Raw genomic sequence first — 20,013 nt, 5'->3', positions numbered from 1 at the left:
CCGCTCGCCCGCTCGCCCGCTCGGCCGCTCGCCCGCTCGGCCGCTCGGCCGCTCGGCCGCTCGCCCGCTCGGCCGCTCGGCCGCTCGCCCGCCGGACCGTTGCGAGCGCGGCCCGCATCGCCGGGCCGGATCGCGTTCGCTGTCCGGCGCTCCGTTTCACGTGAAACCGAGATCGCGGCTCGCTGGCACCGATCGGAAGCCCTGGGGTCTACGGCCAAGCGGAGTCGCCGCCCCGTCTCAGACGCTCGACGTCGGTGCTGCGGTTCGATCTCTCCGTCCTTCGGCGTCCAGAGCATCCGGGCATCCGGGCGTCGAAGCCAGGCCGAGGTCTGCTGGCACGGTCCGCGAAACGAGCCGAACCGCCACCGCCGACGTGTGCCAACTGAGCCAGCGGGCGGTCGTCGGAGGCTGGTTACCGCACCAGGCGGTGGCACGCGGCGCCGAGCGGAGCGCACCCGTTCGATTTCGTCCCCGGCGGCCGCCGACACCGCCGATTTGGCGGTTCGCGGACAACGACCGACCGGCCGAAAAGTTATCCACACCGGTTGTCCACAGGCACCCCCCGTTTCACGTGAAACAGCGCGTGGGAGCGGGTGCGAGCCTGTGGATGACGGCCTGTGTTCAGGATCTCGGCAGCCTGTGGATATCGCCTCTCGGCGCCCCGCGCGGCCAAGCGCACCCGGTCGGCGATGGGCACCGATCCGGTGGCCCGGGACCGCTCGAACAGGTAGGGACAGCGGTGCCAGACTCGGTTAGGGTCAGCGTCGTGCACGACAACCCTCCCTCAGTCCCGGACTTCACCCAGTGGCCGTCATTTCCCTTTGAGGGTGACCTCCACGTGAAGCAACTCGATGATCCGGTCCCGGTCGAACCGCCCCGGAAGGGCGAGGGTCTCCGGGAATGCACCGCCTGCAACGCACCCGACGACGCCTACATCTGGGTGGGCGAGCGGTGGCGGGTCCGCGCCATGGACCGGCCCACCGGCCTACCCATGGTGCTCATCCTGGAATCGCGTACCCACCTCGACCTCGGCGACCTGCCGAACCTGCTGGCCGCCGAACTGGGGGTGATGACCGTACGTCTGGAGCGGGCCATCCGGTCGCTCGACGGCGTGGCACGGGTGCACGTCAATCGCTGGGGCGACGGCTCGGCTCATCTGCACATGTGGTTCCTCGCCCGCCCGTACGGCCGTCTTCAGTTGCGGGGCACGTTCCTGTCCCTGTGGGACTCGATCCTGCCGCCGATCTCCGAGGCGCAGTGGCGGGAAAATTTGGCGCTCGTCGCGGCCTGGCTCGCCGAGTTCGGCGGCCGCCCACTCGCCGAGCCACCCCGCATCCAGTGGCAGGCGCCGTCCAGTCTGCTGGCCCAGTCCGCTGCCGCGGATGCCGCTGCCGCAGCGGAGGCTGCCTCAGCGGCAGCAGCCGGGACGGAGGCGGTCTCGGTCATCGAGGCGGCAGAGGAGATCCCGGAACCAGCGGTCGACTCCACTCCTGATCCGACCGACGCCGACAGCGGGCCCCGGGCCGAACCGGTCGTCGAGCCGGACGCCGGTTCCAACTCGACGACGACCACCGTCACCGACAGCGCGGCTGAACCCGCTCGGTCGGTGACGGTCAGCGGTCCGGCGGCTGAACCCGCTCGGTCGGGATCCGTCACCAATCTGTCCGGCATCCCGGCCTCCGGCACCCGGAACTCCACCGCCGCAGCATCCGGCAGCGCCGCCACGACGGCTACCGACGGACTCCACGTGGGCCCGGCGGAGGCACCCACCGACGGGCCCCGCGTCGGCCCGGCGAGCGGAAGCGCCGACGAGGCCGGTTCCGCCAACCCGGCAGCGTCCGACCCGGCCAACGGGGGCGCCTCCGGAGAGGCCGTCAGCAAAACGGCCCCCGAGAAGGGCGCCGGCATTGCGGGCGCGGCCGCGCCCGCCGACGGCAGCGACACACCCGACGTACGCGCGGCCCACTGATCTGGAACCGACCATGAGGTTGACCCGGACAGGCCAACCTCATGGTCGTCCGGCGGGTGGTCCACATGGCCGAACGGGTCGGCGGGTAGGTCAGTGCTTGGTGAGGCGGGCGGCTGCTCGGGCGACCAGGGTGCCGAGGAGTCGGCCGAAGTCCAGCCCGGCCGCCTGCACGGCGAGCGGAAGCAGTGAGGTCTCCGTCATCCCTGGCGAGACGTTGACCTCCAGCACGTGCGGCTGGCCGGCCGCGTCCACGATCACGTCGACGCGGGAGAGATCCCGCAGACCGAGCGCGGTGTGCGCGGCGAGGGCCACGTCAGCGACCGTGGCGGCCACCTCCGGGTCCAGCCGGGCCGGGGCGTGCCAGGTGGTCCGCCCCGCGGTGTAGCGGGCGGCGTAGTCGTACACGCCGTTGCGCGGCACGATCTCCACCGGCGGCAGTGCCTGCGGGCCGTCGCCGAGGTCGACGACGGAGACTGCCACATCCATCCCCGGCACGTACCGCTCCACGAGCGCCGTGGAGTAGTACGCGAAGCAGCCGACCATCGCGGCGGGCAGCGCGGCGGCGTCCCGGACCACCGCCCCGCCCAGCCCGGACCCGCCCTGCGCCGGCTTGACCATCAGGGGTACGCCCAGACGGTCGACGATCCGGTCCAGGACGGCGACCGCGCCGAGCTCGGAGAAACGATCGTGCGGGAGCGCCACCCAGTCGGGGGTGGGGATGCCGGCCTCGCGCAGCACCGCCTTGGCCGAGGGCTTGTCCCAGGCGACCCGGGAGGCTCGAGCGTCGCAGCCGACGTACGGGACGTCGCACAGATCCAGCACCCCGCGCAGTGAGCCGTCCTCGCCGGTCGCGCCGTGCAGTGCGATCACCACCGCGTCCGGCGGGTCGGCCGCGAGTGCCGGTAGCAGCGCCACGTCCGCGTCTCGCAGCTCGGCTTCCACGCCGACGGCGCGCAGCGCGTCGAGCACCCGACGACCGGAGCGCAGCGACACGTCCCGTTCGTAGGAGAGCCCACCGGCGAGCACCACGACGCGCAGGTCGGCCGAGATGGCGGATTCGGTCACGAGGAGGTGCTCGGCGGTCGTACCCATGCCGGCATCATGCCAAGTCGGGCCCGGGCACGTCGGAGCCGGCCCGGCCGCGTCGGCCGGCGGCACCACCCACGGCGCCGAAGACGCGGCGCATCGCGATCTCCTGCTCCATCACACCGGCCAGCCGGCGGACGCCCTCGCGGATCCGCTCCGGCGGCGGGAAGCTGAAGTTGAGCCGCATGGCGTCGGTGCCGGTGCCGTCGGCGTAGAAGCCGGTGCCGGGAACGTAGGCGACCCGGGCGGCGACCGCTCGCGGCATCATGGCCTTCGAGTCGAGCCCGTCGGGCAGGCTGGCCCACACGAAGAGACCGCCGGCCGGCGTGGTCCAGCTGGTGCCCTCAGGCATCAGGTCGGCCATCGCGTCGAGCAGGGCGTCGCGACGTTCCCGGTACACCTCGCGATAGACCTTGAGCTGCTGCCGCCAGGGCATCGTGCTCAGGTAGGTGGCCACCGCGGCCTGGGCGTAACCGCTGGGGCAGAGGATCTGCGCCTCGCTGGCGATGACCAGTTTGTCGCGGACCGCGTGCGGCGCCAGGATCCAGCCGACCCGCAGCCCGGGGGCGAAGGTCTTGGAGAAGGTGCTGAGGTAGAAGACGCCGTCGCGGCGGCGGGCCCGCAGGGGGGCCGGGGCCTCACCCTCGAACCCGAGCTGGCCGTACGGGTCGTCCTCGACGACGAGCAGGCCGGCGCGCTCGCAGATGTCGAGCACCCGTTCCCGGCGCTCCTCGCTGAGCGTCACGCCGGTCGGGTTCTGGTAGGTGGGGATCGTGTAGAGGAACTTGACCCGCTGGCCCGCGCGGGCCAGGTCGGCGATGGCCGTCTCCAGCGCCTCCGGGATGAGCCCGTCCGCATCCATCGGTACGTGGACTACCTGCGCCTGGGCGGCCTGAAACACGCCGAGCGCACCGACGTACGTCGGCCCCTCGGCGAGCACCACGTCACCCGGGTCGAGGAAGAGCCGGGCCACCAGGTCCAGTGCCTGCTGCCCGCCCACGGTGACCACGACGTCCTCCGGGGAGGCACCGCACGCGGCGTCGATCCCGGAGAGCGACATCACCTCGCAGATCCGCTCGCGCAGCTCGAGGGTCCCCTGACCGATGCCGTACTGAAGGGTGGTCACGCCGTGCTCGGAACCGAGCCGGCCGAGCATCTCGCCGACCGCGTCCAGCGGAAGGGCGGCGATGTACGGTGCGCCACCGGCAAGCGAGACGACCTCCGGACGACTGGCCACCGCGAACAGTGCTCGGATCTCGGAGGCGGTCATCCCGCGTACCCGCCGGGCGTACCGGTCGGTGTAGTCGTCGAGTGTCGTGCCGGTCATGACCTCACCTCGATCGCTGCTCGGGTGGCTCCCGCCCCGGGTACCCCGCACACCGCTGACCATGGCGGCGGGCACACCGATTGTCGATCCTAGTCCGCCATAGTCGTGCTGCCGCCGTGCCGAGGCAGATCGACCACATGGCGGACCGTCCTCGGCGTCCCCCGTTGCGGTGGGCATTCGCGCGTCCCCTCCCGTATCGCCGATCGGCGGCGTACGATCGCTCGTCGGGGGCAGGAAGGCGGCGCTGTCGTTCCATGCCGGTCTCACCACCGAGCCTATTGTGGGGATGCGCCATATGTCGCGACGTCTGGTCAGCCTGACCCTCGACACGTTGGAAGACCTCCCGCGCCCGTGCCGGCAGTGCGTCTACTGGGAGCTCGATCCGGTCTCCGCGGACCGGGCCTGCGCCGCTGGCGATCCGGGCCTGGAGAAGGAGGCGTGGGTCTCCCAGACGCTGCTGGAGTGGGGTTCCTGCGGCAAACTCGCGTACGTCGACGGCATGCCGGCCGGCTTCGTGATGTACGCCCCGCCCGCCTACGTGCCCCGTTCGATGGCGTTCCCGACCTCACCGGTCTCGGCGGACGCGGCACTGTTGATGACGGCCAACGTGGTAGCCGCGTTCTCCGGCGGCGGGTTGGGCCGGATGCTGGTGCAGGGTGTCGCCCGGGATCTGACCAAGCGTGGGATCAAGGCGATCGAGGCGTTCGGCGACGCCAAGTTCGGCGACGTGGACGACCCCGCCGGCGGTTGCGTGGCCCCCGTCGACTTCTTCCTCTCCGTGGGCTTCAAGACCGTACGTCCGCATCCGCGCTTCCCTCGGTTGCGCCTTGAGCTGCGTACGGCGCTGAGCTGGAAGTCCGACGTCGAGTACGCGCTGGAGAAGCTGCTCGGGTCGATGAGCCCGGAGACCCTGCTCCGGCCGGTCCGGCCGGCCCCGGCCACCCGCTCCACCAACGGCTGACGCCCGGCGGCGAATCAGTCCACCACGGTGCCGGCGGTCACCACGGCACGCAGTTCGCTGACGTCGAGCGATCCGGTCGGGACGTCTCGTTCGATCGGGTAGTACATCCGCTGCACCGCGGCCACGATCGCCTCCACCACCCGGTCCCGGAACCGGGGGTCGACAAGGTGGGCGCGGTCCGTCGGCGAGGTGAGGTAGCCGACCTCGACCCGGACGGCGGGCATCCGGGTCAGTCGCAGCAACTCCCACGTCTTGGCGTGCGTACGGCAGTCCCGCAGCCCGGTGCGGGCGACGATCTCCCGCTGCACCAGCCCGGCCAGGCGTTCACCGGTCGCCGAGGTCACCCCGTTGTCGGTGCCGTAGTGGTAGGTCGCGACGCCCTCCGCATCCGGGTTGGCGTGGCCGTCCAGATGCAGCGAGATGAACACGTCGGCGCCGAGCGAGTTGGCGAGCAGGGCCCGGTCGGTGTCCGGCAGGCAACTGTCGGGCGACGGGCCCCGGGTGAGCTGCACCCGCACCCCGGTGGCGGCGAGTCGCCCCTCCAGTCGGCTGGCCAGGTCGTGCACCAGGTCCGCCTCGGTCCAGCGCAGCGAGCCGTCGGGTACCACCATCCCGGGGTCGGTGCCGCCGTGCCCCGGGTCGATGACGACCGTCTTGCCGACCAACGCCGGCCCGGACTGCCGGATCGCGTCGGATTCGCGGAGCCACTGCGGGCGGCCGCCGACCACCTTGCGGCCGATCCGGCGGAGCGCGTTCATGGTGTGTGGGCCGCAGGAGCCGTCCGGGGTGAGCCCGACCTCACGCTGGAACTGGGCCACCGCCCGCGACGTCCGGACGCCGTAGATCGCGTCCGCGCGGCCCACGTCGTACCCCATCTCCAGCAGTCGCTCCTGTAGCGACCGGACATCCTCGCCGGTGAGTGGCTCGGGGACCGCGTGGTAGAGGGTGCGGGCGCCGAGCCGCCAACGGGCGGCATCCAGGGCTCGCCAGGTCTCCGCGCCGACCCGGCCGTCCACACTGAGCCCCCGCGACTGCTGGAACGCGCGCACCGCCCGCTCGGTGTCGAGGTCGAACTCGTCGGTTTGCGGGCCGGCGGCGGCCAGTAGTTCGAGGCCGGTCAGGATGGTACGGATCTCCGTGACCGCGGGTCCCCGGTCACCGGGTCGGATCGGACGCACGCACGACCCCCTCTGCACGACGCTGGCTGGCCGGGCGGCCCAGGCTTGAGGCTATGCGTTCCGGGGCGGCGAGGTGGCTGGGCCGAGAAATACGTCGGCGGTACGGCCGAGAAGACACCGAACCCCGCACCCGGCGAGCGGGTACGGGGTTCGGTTAATGTTTCTGCTGGTCAGAGGGCCGATTCGATGAGCCGGACCAGCTCGCCCTTCGGCTTGGCACCGGCGATCGACTGCACCGGCTGGCCGTTCTTGAAGACGGTGAGCGTCGGCACCGACATCACCCGGTAGGCCCGGGCGGTCTCCGGGTTCTCGTCGATGTTGAGCTTGACGATGGTGACCTGGTCACCCATCTCCCGGGCGATCTCCTCGAGCAGCGGCGACACCTTGCGGCACGGCCCGCACCACTCCGCCCAGAAGTCCACCAGCACCGGCTTGTCGGCCTGCAGCACGTCAGCGACGAAGCTCTTGTCGGTGACCGCCTTGGTTGTTCCCACTATGCCCCTCCTCCGGGATGTGTTCGTTGTTTCAGCTGAGCGTCGCGATGAACCGCTCGGCGTCGAGCGCGGCGGCACAACCGGTGCCGGCCGCGGTGATCGCCTGACGGTAGGTGTGGTCGACCACGTCGCCGGCGGCGAAGACACCTGGCACGTTGGTGCGGGTGCTCGGGGCGTGGACCTTCACGTAGCCCTCGTCGTCCAGCTCGACCTGGCCCTGGAACAGCTCGCTGCGAGGGTCGTGACCGATGGCGACGAAGACGCCGGTCACGTCCATCACCTTGGTCTCGCCGGTGTGCACGTTGCGGACGCGAACGCCGGTGACCTTGCCGTCCTCGCCGAGGATCTCCTCGACGGTGCTGTTCCACTCGACCTTGATCTTCTCGTTGCTCAGCGCCCGGTCGGCCATGATCTTGCTGGCCCGGAACGAGTCGCGGCGGTGGATGATGGTCACCGACTCCGCGAAGCGGGTGAGGAAGGTGGCCTCCTCCATCGCCGAGTCGCCGCCGCCGACGACCACGATCTGCTGGTTGCGGAAGAAGAAGCCGTCACAGGTGGCACACGCGGAGACGCCGTGGCCAAGGAATTCCTGCTCACCGGGCACGCCCAGCGGACGCCAGGCCGAACCGGTGGAGAGAATGATGGATCGCGCCCGGTAGGCGGTCTCGCCAACCCAGACGGTGCTCACCGCGCCGGAGCCGGCGTCGCCGGTGTCCACCAGCTCGACCCGGGTCACGTCGTCGGTGAGGAACTCGGCGCCGAACCGCTCGGCCTGCTTGCGCATGTTGTCCATCAGCTCGGGGCCGAGGATGCCGTCGGCGAAGCCGGGGAAGTTTTCCACCTCGGTCGTGGTCATCAGCGCGCCACCGGACTGCACGCCCTCAATGATCAGCGGCTTCAGGTTGGCACGTGCGGCGTAGACGGCCGCTGTGTAGCCGGCCGGCCCGGAGCCGATGATGATCAGGTTGCGGACCTCGTCCACTGCCGTCTCCCGAGTTGTGTGTGTTCGGCGTCGGCGCGAGCACCGATGCTGATCCGAGTCGCCGACGCCTGGGTGGGGCCGGCAGCTGACTTCCAGAACGTCATCGTACGAACCGGGGATTCCCGAGCCGGGCATCCGGTGGGTCAGGTCACGTGGGGGGTCATCGTGCCATTGACCGTGGATTCACCCTACCCGCGCCGAATACCGGCTGTCCGAGCCGGACCCAGGCACTCCGCACTCCGGGCCACTCACCCAGGCCCACCGGGCGCCGGTCGCGTCGGTGAAATGGATGACCAGCGCCTGATCGCCCTGGAACCGTGCGTAGTCGATCACTTCGACCACCAGTGGGGCCGATCCGTGCTCCGTAGCGATGCTGGCCAGACAGCTGGTCAACGCGGCCTCGTCGGTCAGCCGGGCCAGCTGGTCCGACCCGTCGGGAGAGGGACGGCGCCCGCCCTCGGCATCCACCTTCGGCTGCTCGCTCGGCGTGTTGCCGGTCGCCCGGCTGGTGGCCGGTGTGCCTGGCGCGTCCGTGCCGTAGGCGTCGCCGAGGGTCTGCGGGGTGTAGTTCGTACCACTGCGCAGTGCCGGCCCGGTGGTGCGGGCCGTCCCGGCCCCCGCGACGCCCTCCGGCGCGCTGGCCGGCTGGTTCATGGCGTTGGTGCCGGCGGAGTCGTCCGACGCCCGCATCGAGAGCTGGTTGAGGCCCAGCGCGACGGCGATGACGGCGATCGCGGCGGCGGCCACGGGTGCGCCACGGCGGGCCCAGCCGCGCTGGCGGCGGCCAGGACCGGTGGACGCCTGGCGCCCCGCACCGCCGGGCGTGGGCATGGCAGGCCGGCGACCGGCCCCGCCCTGCGCCGGTACGACAAACGGCGTCCCAGCGTCGGCTGGTGCCTCCTCGGTCGAGGTGTCGGCCGGTTCCGCGGAGGCCAACGCGGCCAGGAGGCGGTCGGTGATCGCCGACGGCATCTCCGGGGACGGCTCGGCCCAGCGGGTCAGGTCCGTCCGAACCTCGGTCACGGCGGGGGCCAGCAGCGCGTACGCCTCGGCCCAGGACGGGTCCGCGGAGACCAGTTGGGCCACCTCGTCCTGCTGCGGGGTGCCGTCCAACGCCCCGCCGAGGTAGTCAGCGAGGAGGTCTATGTCGACCTCCCGGAACCCCTCGGCCGTCACGTGTCCTCCTGGTTGGCGTCCCGCCGGTATCGACCTGACCCCGATCCGACGCCCTCCACCGGGCCGGGGTTCCCCGGCGTGACGCCGGGCACGCCCCTGATCGGGGCGGTGGGGTCCGGTCGGGCCGAAGGTGTCGCGACGGCGGCGGGGCGGAGATGCCCGAGCAGCACAGCCAGCCGCGCCCGGCCCCGGGCACACCGGCTCTTCACAGTGCCCTCGGCGACACCGAGGATGCGGGCCACCTCGGCGACCGGATAGCCCTGTACGTCGACCAGCACCAGCGCGGCGCGTTGCTCAAGGGGCAGCGCGGCGAGCGCCTCGCGGACCACCAGCACTGTGTCGTGGTCCACAACCGGTGCCGCCGGCTCAAGCCCGCCGGTGCCCGATCCGTCGTCGGCCCGGTTGCCGTCCGGCAGCGGCACTGTGAGGTGCGCCTGCCGGCGTCGGATCCGGTCCAGGCAGGCGTTGACCACGATCCGGTGCAGCCAGGTGGTGACGGCGGAGTCGCCGCGGAAGCGGGCCGCCGCCCGGTGCGCCGACAGCAGAGCGTCCTGGAGTGCGTCGGCCGCTTCCTCGCGGTCGCCGAGCGTCCGCAGGGCCACCGCCCACAGCCGGTCCCGGTGCCGGTGGAACAGCTCGGCGAAGGCGTCCCGGTCTCCGGCGACGTGCGCGCGCAGCAGCTCCAGGTCTCCTGCTGCGGCGCGCTCGTCCATCACCGTGTCCAGTGCGTGCGATGCCCGGATCGTGGCGCCCGGCTCACGACCCCTGGACCGTAATCTCCTGCACCCCCAGCTTGAACCCACCCTCGGACGGCGCCAGCTCGGTGATCCAGAACAGCAGGTACTGGTATTTCTGGTCGGCGTCGAAGCCGTTGAAGGTCATCGTGGTGCCGTCGTGGTCCTCGAACGGCTGGCCGATGGCGGTCTTGTAGCTCGCGACCAACTGCTTGTCACCCTGGGAGTTGGACGTGTGGTTGGTCTTGCCGGCGAGGAGCTGGGCGGACGCGCCGGTGGCCGACAGCACTGCCTGCACCGACTTGACGGTGTGCGGCTGGCCGAGGTCGATCCAGACGCCCATGCCCTTCTTCAGGTTGCCGAAGTTGGGCCGGTCCCGGTAGGTCTCGGTCTCCCAGCCCTCGTCCTCGTCACCGTCGATGACCTTCTGGGCACCGTCGACCTCACTGCGGTCCTTGCTGTCCGGGTCGATGATCCGGACGTCCTTCACGGTCAGCTTGCGGGCCGTCGCGGCGGCCGGGGTGGCGTCGCCGGCGGGGGCACTGGAGGTCGGCGCGGCGACCGGGTTGGACTGCGGGTCCTTGTCGTCGCCGCCCAACGCGATGATCCCGATCAGCAGACCGACCAGGGCGACGGCCAGCAGACCAGCGATGCCGACGGCGACCTTGCGACCCCCGGCCGCAGCCAGCGGCGACGGCTCTTCCCCGGTTTCGGCGGCGAACCGCAGCGGCCCGCTGTTGTCGAGGTAGTGCTCATCCTCGGCCGGCACGTCCAGTCGCGCCAGTTCCGCAGCGAGCACGTCGGAGGACGGCGGCGCGATCTCGGCGTCGAGCAGGTCCATGGTCAGGTCGTCCAGGTACGCCGGAACGCCCGCCCGAACCTGGCGCGGTGCCGCGATGGCACCCCCAGCGTCCCGAACAGCGTCCGGGATGGCGGCGCGGCCGTGGCCGGCGGTGGCGCCGTGCAGTGGTGCCTCGGCGTGCGGCCAGGAGCCGGTCAGCGCAAAGTAGAGGACCCCGCCGACCGCCCGGATGTCGTTCTCCTGGCTGTCGGCGCCGTCGGTGCGGGCGTCGGCCAGGACCACCCGGCCCTCATCACTGATCATGACGGTGCCGGGGTGGACGTTGCCGTGCACCATGCCGGTGGCGTGCACCGCGGCGAGCGCGCTCGCGACGGCGTTGCCGATCGCGGTGGCCCGAGCCGGGTCCAGGGGGCCGTCGGTCGCCAGGTCCCGCAGGGACTGCCCGTCGACCCACTCGCGCACCACGTACGCCCGGTCGGCCTCGTCGATCGCGTCGTAGACGCCGACCAGGTTGGGGTGGATGACCCGGCTGGCCGCGACGGCGGCCTGAAGCATCTCGGTGGCGGAGTCGCCACCCGGGTAACGCAGCACGACGGCAACGGGACGGCGCAGGATGACATCGACCCCGCGCCAGACCAGCCGACCCGCACTGTCGTTGTTGATGTGCTCAACCAGTTCGTACCGCTCGGCGAGGACTTCACCGGCCGTGGGAGCACCGAAGGTCATGACCGGAGGAGCGCTTTCGTCCGCCTCCTGACCCTCGCCGACCTGGGTCACCCGTCCTCCCTCGGTGATCGTGTCGATCGATGAACCCGAACTGCTGGGCATGTGGCTTCCCGCTCTGCCGTTGAAGGAACCGGCCGACCGGTGTCGACGCCCAGCGTCGGCCCCTGCCGTACCCGTCGAGAGCGACCTTACCCGGGTTGCCCGTCTCTCCGACATGTCATCTTCCCGCCGTACCTGGCGGGGTTCCGGCTGTCGAAGAGCTCGTCCGGTTACGACCGTTGTCAGCCACGTTGCTGGCACATGTACTAGCTAATCTACGGCTTCACCGCAAGTGACCGACGCCGGGGCTGGGCTGGCGTGGCGCTCGCGCTGCCTCGTACGTTCCCACCGATCGGGTCGCCACCCTCAGCCGTACGGTTGGTTATCCACAGGCCGAAGCGGCGGTTGACCGGCGAATCGCGGAGTTATCCACAGGCGCATCCCCAGCCTGGTGATCCGTAGTCACGATCCGTATGACTGTCAACTTGTTGTAATCGGATGCTGCCACTCAGCGACCGAGGCGGCGGCGAACCATCCCGACCACCTCGGTGATCTCGCCGATCCTCAGCAGCATGGCCAGACCCAGGTAGGTCCCGCCGATCACCACACCACCGATCACGAGCTGCGCGACAGCCTGAATCCAACTTGGCCTGTCGCCGCCAGGCAGAAGACTCACGACGAGGAGTCCGACCAGGGCGGCCCCCAACGCGGCGACCGCCACCCGACCGAGCGTGCGCAGGATGGCGCCCATCCCGATCCGGCCCACACGGGGCCGCAGCAGCCACGCGGAGGCGAAGGCGGCAGCCAGGTAGGACACGGCGTTACCGATCATCATCCCGGCCGCGGCGAAGTGGGCGGCGAAGGCGACGTAGAGCACCACCTGCACTCCGATCCGCAGGGCGACCACCGGGATGTTGATCAGCGCCGGGGTGCGGGTGTCCGGCAGGGCGTAGAAGGCGAAGGTGAAGAGCTGGCTGATCGCGAACGGCACCAGTGCCAGCGCCGCCAGGAGCAGCACCAGCGAGGTGTCCGCCGCGTTCTCGTCGGTGAACGCGCCATAGCGGAACAGCGTCACGGCCAGCGGAGTGGCCAGTACGGCGTAGCAGACCGCGATCGGGGCGAGCACCGCCGAGACGGTGCGCGTGCCCCGCGACAGGTCGGCGGCGACGTCGGAGTACCGGCCGTCGGCGGCGGCCGCGCTCATCCGGGGCATCAGTGCAGTGATGATCGATACGGCGATGATGCCGTGGGCCATCATCAGCAGCAGGAACACGTTGTTGTAAATCAGCGGGCCGGCAGCGTTCTCCTTGCCTGCCCGGTTCAGCAGGTTGAACAGCACGATCAGGCCGACCTGGCTCACCGCGACGTAACAGAACATCCAGCCGCCAAGGCGCCCCAGCTCCCGTAGCCCGAGGGTGCGGAAGTCGAACCGGAACTTCCACCGGAAGCCGACCTTGCGCAACGCCGGCAGGAGGCCGGCGGCCTGGATCGCGACGCCGAGCAGGGTGCCGCCACCGATTAGCAGAATCCGGCCGGTGGTCATGTCCTCCGGCTTGACGATCTTCGCGCCGAAGATCGCGATGTACAGGCCCGCGGTGGCGATCACCACGATGTTGTTGAGGATCGGCGCCCACATCGGCGCGGCGAAGTGGCCCCGGGTGTTGAGCACCGCGCTGATCAGCGCACTGAGGCCAGTGAAGAAGATCATCGGCAACATCAGGTACGACAGTGCCTTGACCAGGCCCCGGAAGTCTTCTCCGGTGTTTTCACCGGCGTAGAGCTTGGTCAGCAGTCCGGCCGACAGCACGGCCAGCAGGGCCGCCCCCGCCAGGGTCAGCACCGCGAGGGTCAGCAGCCGCTGGGCGTACGCCTGTCCGCCGTCGGTGTCGGCCCTGCGCCGACGGACCAGCACCGGGATCAACACGCTGGTGAGGATGCCGCCGAGCAGGAACTCGTAGACCATTCCGGGCAGGATCTGCGCAGTGGTGTACGCGTCACCCACCAGCGCCCCACCCAGCGCGGCGGTCAACGCCAACGTTCGCAGGAAGCCGGTACCCCGGCTGACCAGGCTGCCGATCGCCATCACCGCGCTGTTGGTCGCTGCGCTCGCCTCGCCCACCTGCTCCTGCGGCGGCGCGGTCGATTCCATGGCCGGCTGGTTCAGCGGCTCGGCGGAGATGAAGGTGGCGCCATCCCCGGGACGGACGTCGGGGCCGCCATCGTTCGCGGCGTTGGCGCTGCGGTAGAGCCCGCCGCTCATCTCCAGCCTCCCAGGGGTACGTCGAGTCGGACACCGACCCGCACGCCACAGACCATAGTCAACCCCCACCCGTTACCCGCGCCCGGCGGATCGGATCACACCCCGGCCCGATAAGCTGGCGATCCCATGTCCGAAGCCTCCGCTCATCACGCCGCCGACCGCCGCGAACTCACCGCCGCGCAGCGCAACGCCGTCGCCGAACTACTCCGGGTGTCCCCGGTCGCCGACGAGTTGGGCCGCCGCTTCGTCCGCGCCGGTCACGAGTTGCACCTGGTGGGCGGTTCGGTGCGGGATGCCCTGCTCGGTCGACTCGGGGACGACCTCGACTTCTGCACCGACGCGCACCCCGACGAGACCCTGCGGATCATCAAGGGCTGGGCCGAGTCGATCTGGGAGACTGGTCGGGAGTTCGGCACCATCGGCGCTCAGCGCGACGGCCTCCGACTGGAGATCACCACTTTCCGTGCGGAGTCGTACGACCAGGTCAGCCGCAACCCGGTGGTGGTGTACGGCACCAGCCTCGACGAGGACCTGAAGCGGCGCGACTTCACGATCAACGCGATGGCGGTCAGCCTGCCGGACCACCGGTTCACCGACCCGCACGGTGGGCTGGACGATCTCTCGGCCAAGGTGATCCGTACCCCGAGCACTCCTGGTGAGTCGTTCGGCGACGACCCGCTGCGGATGCTGCGGGCCGCCCGGTTCGCCGCGCAGCTGCGCTTCGCCGTCCACCCGGACGTGCACCTGGCGATGACCGAGATGGCCGCCGACCTGGACCGGATCACCGCCGAGCGGATCCGCGACGAGTTCACCAAACTGCTCTGCGGCGCGGACCCGATCACCGGGCTGCGGCTGCTGGTCGACACCGGGCTGGCCGAGCGGTTCCTGCCGGAGCTGACCGGGCTGAAGCTGGAGATCGACGAACACGCCCAGCACAAGGACGTCTACGAGCACACGTTGACGGTCGTCGAGAACGCGGTCTCCTACGAGGAGGAGGGCTGCGACTTCATCCTGCGGATGGCTGCCCTCCTGCACGACGCCGGCAAGCCGGCCACGAAGGCGGTCGGGTCCGACGGCCGGGTCAGCTTCCACCACCACGAGGTGGTCGGCGCCCGGCTGACCAAGGCCCGGATGAAGGCGATGCGCTACCCCAAGGACGTCACCGCGCAGGTGACCGCGCTGGTCGCGCTGCACCTGCGCTTCTACGGGTACGGGCGGGGCGAGTGGACCGACTCGGCGGTGCGCCGCTACGTCGCCGACGCCGGTGACCTGCTGCCCCGCCTGCACAAGTTGACCCGCTCCGACTGCACGACCCGCAACCGGCGCAAGGCCGCCCAGCTCGCGGCCGACTACGACGCGCTGGAGGATCGGATCGCCCGGATCGCGGCCGAGGAGGACCTGGCGCGGGTTCGACCCGACCTGGACGGTAACGCGATCATGGAGCTGCTCGGCGTACCGCCGGGGCCGGTGGTCGGGCGGGCCTGGAAGCACCTCAAGGAGCAACGCCTCGAGCACGGCCCGCTGGACCGCGACGCCGCCGAGGCGGAGCTGCTGCGCTGGGCCCGCGCCGAGGGCATCCTCGGCTGACGCGCTCACTTCAAGGCTGCTCAAGCAGCGCGATCTGACGTGAGGTGGCGGGAGCCGTCACTGCAGGACGTCGATGAAGGACGACGCAGACCACAGCTGTCTGGTCGACGACGAAACGCCAGCGGATCGACCGAATGGCTGAGGTGTAGCGCTTTCATCGTCGTCCATGATGACTGGGCGTCCGTCGGCTACCGGTGCATCGACACCGCCGCCGACCCCACCGCCCGTCCGGTCGTCCGGATTGGACGGGCGACGACCAAACGGGGAGATCACCTAGTGAAACGCCGTGGCGTGATACGCCGCTCGGCGGTGGCGAGCCTTGCTCTCGCCTCCGCAACCATTATTGTCAGCGCCGCGACCGGTGGGGCCGCCATGGCCGAACCGTCCGCTCCGCTGGCGCCGAAGCCCGCAAGCAAGTTGACGGCCCCCAAGCAGGACGGCCGGCTGGACAAGGCCAAGCCCGCCGAGGTCGTACCGGATCGCTACATCGTGGTCCTCAAGGACAAGAAGACCACCCCGGCCAAAATCAAGGCCGCCGCTTCGGCTCTGGCCAAGGAGAACGGCGGCAGCGTCCGTCGGACGTACAGCAACGCCCTCAACGGCTACTCCGCCGCGATGACCGCGAAGCAGGCCGGCCGGCTGGCCGCCGACCCGGATGTCGCATCCGTGCAGCCGGTGATCCGCTTCCACAAGAGCGGAACGCAGAGCGCGCCGCCCTCCTGGGGCCTGGACCGGATCGACCAGGTTTCGCCCAAGCTGAGTGGAAGCTACACCTACCCCACCACCGGTGCCGGGGTGAAGGCGTACATCGTGGACACCGGCATCGACATCAACCACAGCGACTTCGGTGGCCGTGCCTCGAACGGCTACGACGCGATCGACCAGGACAATGTGGCGCAGGACTGCAACGGTCACGGCACGCACGTGGCGGGCACCGTCGGCGGCACGAAGTACGGCGTGGCCAAGGCCGTCAACCTGGTCGCCGTCCGGGTCCTCGACTGCGATGGCTCTGGCACCACCGAGCAGGTCCTGGCCGGGATCGACTGGGTGACCGCCAATGCGCAGAAGCCTGCCGTGGTCAACATGAGCCTCGGCGGGCCGGAGGACCCGGCGATCTCCAACGCGGTCAGCAACTCCATCGCCACCGGTCTCACCTACGCGGTGGCCGCCGGCAACGAAGCGGACGATGCCTGCTCGTACACCCCGGCCGAGGTGTCGGCGGCGATCACCGTCGGAGCCACCGACAGGATCGACCGTCGGGCCTCGACCGAATACTTCGATTCGAACTACGGCCCGTGTGTCGACGTCTGGGCTCCGGGCGTGGACATCGTCTCGGCGGCAAGCGGGACCACCGACGGGTCGGTGGCCTTCAGCGGGACCTCGATGGCGGCGCCGCACGTGGCCGGAGCCGCTGCGCTGCTGCTTCAGTCGAACCCGACGTGGTCGCCGTCGCAGGTGCGCAACACGATCGTGACCCGGGGGCTCGCCGGCGCTGTGCTGAACCCGCAGGGCGGGGTGGACCGTCTGCTCAACGTCGCGTCGGCCCTCTCTCCCGCGCGTACCTCGCACGGCCTGCTGGCGCGTTCCAACGGCTACTTCGTCTCGGCTGACGGTGCGGGCAGCAAGCCTCTGGCCGCCGTCGGCCCAGTGCTGGGCGGCTGGGAGAAGCTCGACATCGTCGACGCCGGCAGCGGCCTGGTCGCACTGCGGGCAAACGTCAACGGTAAGTACGTCAGCGCCACCGGTGCCGGCAGCAAGCCACTGATCGCCACAGCCGCGTCGGTGAGCACCTGGGAGAGGTTCCAGCTTGTTCACCACATCGACGGCACGGTGAGCCTGAAGGCCACTGTCAACAACAAGTACGTCAGTGCGCCCAGCAACGGTGGCCCGCTGATCGCCAGCGCGACGAACGCCAGCACCTGGGAGAAGTTCGACCTCGAGACCAACCTGATCGTCAGCTTCAAATCGTCCGCCAGCGGCAAGTACGTGTCCGCTGACGGTGCCGGGAGCAAGCCGCTGATCCCGTTGGCCGCGTCGGTGAGCACCTGGGAGAAGTTCGAGCTGTTCGATCTGGACTACTACGGCTACTTCGGCCTGCGTTCGTTGGCAAACGGCAAGTGGGTCTCGGCGACCGGTGCCGGATCGAAGCCGCTGCTTGCCTCGGCCACGGGAATCGATGCCTGGGAGGCCTTCACCTTCTGGCACCGGGGTGTCGGGGCCACGGACGGGTCGGGTTGGATCTACGCGAACGTCGACGGGCAGGCGGTCAGTGCCGGCAGCGCCGGCACCAGCCAGCTGATCCCGAACAAGGACTTCGACTTCTGGGCTCCGGACTTCGGCCTCTCGGCGGGCGAGCGCTTCGTCATGAACCTCGCCTGAATCAGCCACGGAATTACCACCGGCGCCCGCCGGCACCCCTCCCTCGGGAGGCGGTGCCGGCGGGCGCCGGCCGTTCGTGGGTCATCCGGTGCCGGCCAGAGCCTTGACGGTCGGCCGGTCCCTCGGGCTCAGCGCGAGGCGGTGCTGCCGTCCATCGTGCCGACCCCGGTGGCTGGCGCGGTGGCGTCGGTGCGTCCGGCACCGAGCCGTGCCAACAGGCCGGGCAGGTCGATCCCGGTGAGGTCGCTGCCGAGCTGGAGGCCCTGAGCCACGTTGCCGGCCACCGACCTGGTCAGCGACGACGCGCCGTCGGTGGAGATGACTGTCATCTTGTCGATCGCCCCGATCGGCGCGCTGGCCGCCTCGACGACCTGCGGCAGCACCTTGACCAGCAGGTCCAGCACGGCTGCCTCTCCGTACGCGGCGAACGCCTCGGCCTTGCGCGCCATCGCGTCGGCCTCGGCCTCACCCTTGGCGAGGATGGCCGCGGCCTCGGCCTGGCCTTCCCGCTCCACCGCCTCGGCAATGGCGGAGCGTCGCCGCTGCTCGGCCTCACCCTCCTTGGCACCCTCGATGGCGTTGGCCTCGGCGAGCGCGGCCCGTCGGGCCCGCTCACCCTCACCGGTGAGGCGGGCCTGCTCGGCGGAGGCCTGCGCTGCGGCGATGACGGACTGGCGCTGTGCGTCGGCGTGCAGCACCGCCGCGTTGCGGGACGCCTCGGCCTCCTGCTCCACCTTGTACCGGGCCGCGTCGGCCGGCTTGCGAACCTCGGTGTCGAGTTGGCGCTGCTTGAGTTCGGCGTTGCGCTCGGCCACCTTCTGCTGTTCGGAGAGGATCGCCTGGTCCCGCTCGGCCTGGGCGAGCGGTCCGGCCGCCGCGGACTTCGCCTTCGCCGCGTCGATCTCGGCCTGGATGCCGGCCTGCTTGAGGGCCAGGTTGCGGTTCGCCTCGGCGATGGCCTCCTCGGCGAGCAGCCGCTCCTGCTCGGCCTGCTGCCGGGCCCGGGCCTCGGCGATCGCCGCGTCCTTGAGCACCCGGGCGGCCTCGGGGCGGCCCAGGTCCTGAAGGTATGAGCCTTCGGCGAGGATGTCCTGGAGCTGGAAGGTGTCCAACACCAGACCCTGGTTGGTCATCGAGTGCTCGGCCTCCTCGGCGACCGCGCTGGCGAACGCCGCCCGGTCCCGGATGACCTCCTCGACGGTGAGCCGGCCGACGATCGAGCGCAGCGCGCCGGCCAGCACCTCCCGGGTGAAGTTGTCGATCTCGTCCTGCTGGTGCAGGAACCGTTGCGCGGCGGCCCGGATCGCGTCCTCGGTGCCGCCGACCTTGACGATCGCCACGCCGTGCAGGTCGGCGCGGATGCCCTGCTTGCTGACGGCGCCCCGGATGCCGACGTCGATCCGCCGGCTGGACAGGTCGAGCGACTGGAGCTTCTGCACCACCGGCAGCACGAAGACCGAGGCACCCAGCACGACCTTCTGCCCGGAGTTGTCGGTGGACCGCCCACCGTCGGCGGTCTGCGTGGTGCGGCCTTTGCGACCGGTGACGATGAACGCCTCGTTCGGGCCGGCCACCTTGATCCGGGAGAGCACGAAGAGCACCAGGATGAGCGCGAGGAGGACCGCGCCACCGATGGCGATGAGTAGGGCCATATGAGGAGTCCCGTCTATGAGGGGGAGGTCAGTAGGTCTCTACGTGCACGCTGGTCTCGCTGAGCGCCTGCACGACGAAGACCTGGGCGCCGATCGGGATCGGCTGGTCCGCGCGGGCGCTGAGCTTGACCGGTTGGCCGGCGAGGCGAACGCGGACCTCGCCGTACCCGTTGGCCGGCACCGGGGTGACGACCAGGCCCAGCGCGCCGACCAGGTCGTCGCGGGTCGGGGTGGGGTCGGTGCGCATGTTCCGCGCCGCCCGGCTCAGCCGGGACGCCAGCCAGGCGGTGGGCACGGCCGCGAGCACGCCGCCGGCCACCGCCCCGACGACCATGCCAGGTGTACGCGCACCGAGCAGTTCGTTGACGATGGCCGCGCCGAACCCGAACGCCCCGGCGAAGCCGGCGACCGTCTCGATCGAGATCGGCCCGTCCACGTCGGCGTGCCCGAACTGGAACAGCTCGGTGCCGAGCAGGGCGAGCGCGAGCACACCGATGCCCGCCCCGCCGATGATCAGAAAGATGAGCGTTCCCGTTGCCACGACCTTGACGGTATCGACGCCGCGCAACGCCGAACGGCCTGGCAGGGCGGGTCGGGAGTGGCGCTCAATCCGACGCTGGCGGCCGGGCTGGCGAGAGAGTCCGCGTCGGGGAGAATAGGT

At 70.7% G+C, this 20,013-nt stretch carries 15 protein-coding genes; 4 read left to right on the top strand and 11 right to left on the bottom strand.

What is annotated here, in order from left to right; all coding sequences use genetic code 11:
• The first annotated feature begins 991 nt into the window (after window positions 1-991).
• The gene (locus tag MED15_RS34820) at window positions 992-1,969 is read left to right on the top strand and encodes a hypothetical protein (protein ID WP_225855028.1); all 978 of its coding nucleotides are present in this window, start codon (window positions 992-994) and stop codon (window positions 1,967-1,969) included.
• Window positions 1,970-2,059: 90 nt separating this feature from the next.
• Here MED15_RS34820 and MED15_RS22110 read toward each other — a convergent pair whose 3' ends face one another.
• Window positions 2,060-3,061 (bottom strand): D-alanine--D-alanine ligase family protein, encoded by a 1,002-nt coding sequence (locus MED15_RS22110; protein WP_112584008.1) that lies wholly within the window; start codon window positions 3,059-3,061, stop codon window positions 2,060-2,062.
• Between the two features lie 7 nt (window positions 3,062-3,068).
• Window positions 3,069-4,382, bottom strand: coding sequence for an aminotransferase-like domain-containing protein (locus MED15_RS22105; RefSeq protein WP_112584007.1), 1,314 nt, complete (start codon window positions 4,380-4,382; stop codon window positions 3,069-3,071).
• Between the two features lie 295 nt (window positions 4,383-4,677).
• Between MED15_RS22105 and MED15_RS22100 the strand changes: the two genes are divergently transcribed.
• Window positions 4,678-5,343, top strand: coding sequence for a GNAT family N-acetyltransferase (locus tag MED15_RS22100; protein WP_112601078.1), 666 nt, complete (start codon window positions 4,678-4,680; stop codon window positions 5,341-5,343).
• A 14-nt stretch (window positions 5,344-5,357) separates the two neighbouring features.
• On the opposite strand, the gene MED15_RS22095 is transcribed toward MED15_RS22100, so the two are convergent.
• From MED15_RS22095 to murJ, 7 genes are all read right to left on the bottom strand, one after another.
• Window positions 5,358-6,521, bottom strand: a complete 1,164-nt coding sequence (locus tag MED15_RS22095; protein ID WP_112583927.1) for an N-acetylmuramoyl-L-alanine amidase — start codon at window positions 6,519-6,521, stop codon at window positions 5,358-5,360.
• 170 nt (window positions 6,522-6,691) lie between these two features.
• A complete protein-coding gene (trxA, locus tag MED15_RS22090; RefSeq protein ID WP_030331849.1) occupies window positions 6,692-7,015 on the bottom strand; it encodes a thioredoxin in 324 nt (107 codons plus the stop codon).
• A 31-nt stretch (window positions 7,016-7,046) separates the two neighbouring features.
• The gene (gene trxB, locus MED15_RS22085; protein WP_091396582.1) at window positions 7,047-7,997 is read right to left on the bottom strand and encodes a thioredoxin-disulfide reductase; all 951 of its coding nucleotides are present in this window, start codon (window positions 7,995-7,997) and stop codon (window positions 7,047-7,049) included.
• A gap of 183 nt (window positions 7,998-8,180) precedes the next feature.
• On the bottom strand, window positions 8,181-9,173 hold the full coding sequence (locus tag MED15_RS22080; RefSeq protein ID WP_112730778.1) for a hypothetical protein: 993 nt from the start codon (window positions 9,171-9,173) through the stop codon (window positions 8,181-8,183).
• A complete protein-coding gene (sigM, locus tag MED15_RS22075; RefSeq protein ID WP_112736823.1) occupies window positions 9,170-9,886 on the bottom strand; it encodes an RNA polymerase sigma factor SigM in 717 nt (238 codons plus the stop codon). Before sigM ends, MED15_RS22080 begins: the two co-directional genes overlap by 4 nt.
• A 43-nt stretch (window positions 9,887-9,929) precedes the next feature.
• The gene (locus MED15_RS22070; protein ID WP_112583924.1) at window positions 9,930-11,537 is read right to left on the bottom strand and encodes a protein kinase family protein; all 1,608 of its coding nucleotides are present in this window, start codon (window positions 11,535-11,537) and stop codon (window positions 9,930-9,932) included.
• Between the two features lie 445 nt (window positions 11,538-11,982).
• Window positions 11,983-13,734 (bottom strand): murein biosynthesis integral membrane protein MurJ, encoded by a 1,752-nt coding sequence (gene murJ / locus MED15_RS22065; RefSeq protein WP_112583923.1) that lies wholly within the window; start codon window positions 13,732-13,734, stop codon window positions 11,983-11,985.
• 126 nt (window positions 13,735-13,860) lie between these two features.
• Here murJ and MED15_RS22060 point away from each other — a divergent pair, with 126 nt between their 5' ends.
• Window positions 13,861-15,321 (top strand): CCA tRNA nucleotidyltransferase, encoded by a 1,461-nt coding sequence (locus MED15_RS22060; RefSeq protein ID WP_112583922.1) that lies wholly within the window; start codon window positions 13,861-13,863, stop codon window positions 15,319-15,321.
• Window positions 15,322-15,693: 372 nt separating this feature from the next.
• On the top strand, window positions 15,694-17,700 hold the full coding sequence (locus MED15_RS22055) for a S8 family serine peptidase (RefSeq protein WP_244220536.1): 2,007 nt from the start codon (window positions 15,694-15,696) through the stop codon (window positions 17,698-17,700).
• Window positions 17,701-17,828: 128 nt separating this feature from the next.
• On the opposite strand, the gene MED15_RS22050 is transcribed toward MED15_RS22055, so the two are convergent.
• Together MED15_RS22050 and MED15_RS22045 are read right to left on the bottom strand one after the other, a co-directional pair.
• Window positions 17,829-19,352, bottom strand: a complete 1,524-nt coding sequence (locus MED15_RS22050) for a flotillin family protein (protein ID WP_112601080.1) — start codon at window positions 19,350-19,352, stop codon at window positions 17,829-17,831.
• 28 nt (window positions 19,353-19,380) lie between these two features.
• The gene (locus MED15_RS22045) at window positions 19,381-19,938 is read right to left on the bottom strand and encodes a hypothetical protein (protein WP_373861291.1); all 558 of its coding nucleotides are present in this window, start codon (window positions 19,936-19,938) and stop codon (window positions 19,381-19,383) included.
• Window positions 19,939-20,013 lie beyond the last annotated feature (75 nt).

Source organism: Micromonospora noduli, from assembly GCF_003264475.1.
GTDB classification, from domain to species: Bacteria; Actinomycetota; Actinomycetes; order Mycobacteriales; family Micromonosporaceae; genus Micromonospora; species Micromonospora noduli.
Note: the sequence above shows the minus strand (reverse complement) of the source record. Positions and strands in the feature narration are given on the sequence as shown.

Excerpts from the sequence above, each read along its gene's own strand:
- MED15_RS34820 (WP_225855028.1), top strand. The coding sequence starts at position 992 with ATGGTGCTCATCCTGGAATCGCGTACCCACCTCGACCTCGGCGACCTG.
- MED15_RS22110 (WP_112584008.1), bottom strand. The coding sequence starts at position 3,061 with ATGGGTACGACCGCCGAGCACCTCCTCGTGACCGAATCCGCCATCTCG.
- MED15_RS22105 (WP_112584007.1), bottom strand. The coding sequence starts at position 4,382 with ATGACCGGCACGACACTCGACGACTACACCGACCGGTACGCCCGGCGG.
- MED15_RS22100 (WP_112601078.1), top strand. The coding sequence starts at position 4,678 with ATGTCGCGACGTCTGGTCAGCCTGACCCTCGACACGTTGGAAGACCTC.
- sigM (WP_112736823.1), bottom strand. The coding sequence starts at position 9,886 with ATGGACGAGCGCGCCGCAGCAGGAGACCTGGAGCTGCTGCGCGCGCAC.
- MED15_RS22070 (WP_112583924.1), bottom strand. The coding sequence starts at position 11,537 with ATGCCCAGCAGTTCGGGTTCATCGATCGACACGATCACCGAGGGAGGA.
- murJ (WP_112583923.1), bottom strand. The coding sequence starts at position 13,734 with ATGAGCGGCGGGCTCTACCGCAGCGCCAACGCCGCGAACGATGGCGGC.
- MED15_RS22060 (WP_112583922.1), top strand. The coding sequence starts at position 13,861 with ATGTCCGAAGCCTCCGCTCATCACGCCGCCGACCGCCGCGAACTCACC.
- MED15_RS22055 (WP_244220536.1), top strand. The coding sequence starts at position 15,694 with ATGGCCGAACCGTCCGCTCCGCTGGCGCCGAAGCCCGCAAGCAAGTTG.
- MED15_RS22050 (WP_112601080.1), bottom strand. The coding sequence starts at position 19,352 with ATGGCCCTACTCATCGCCATCGGTGGCGCGGTCCTCCTCGCGCTCATC.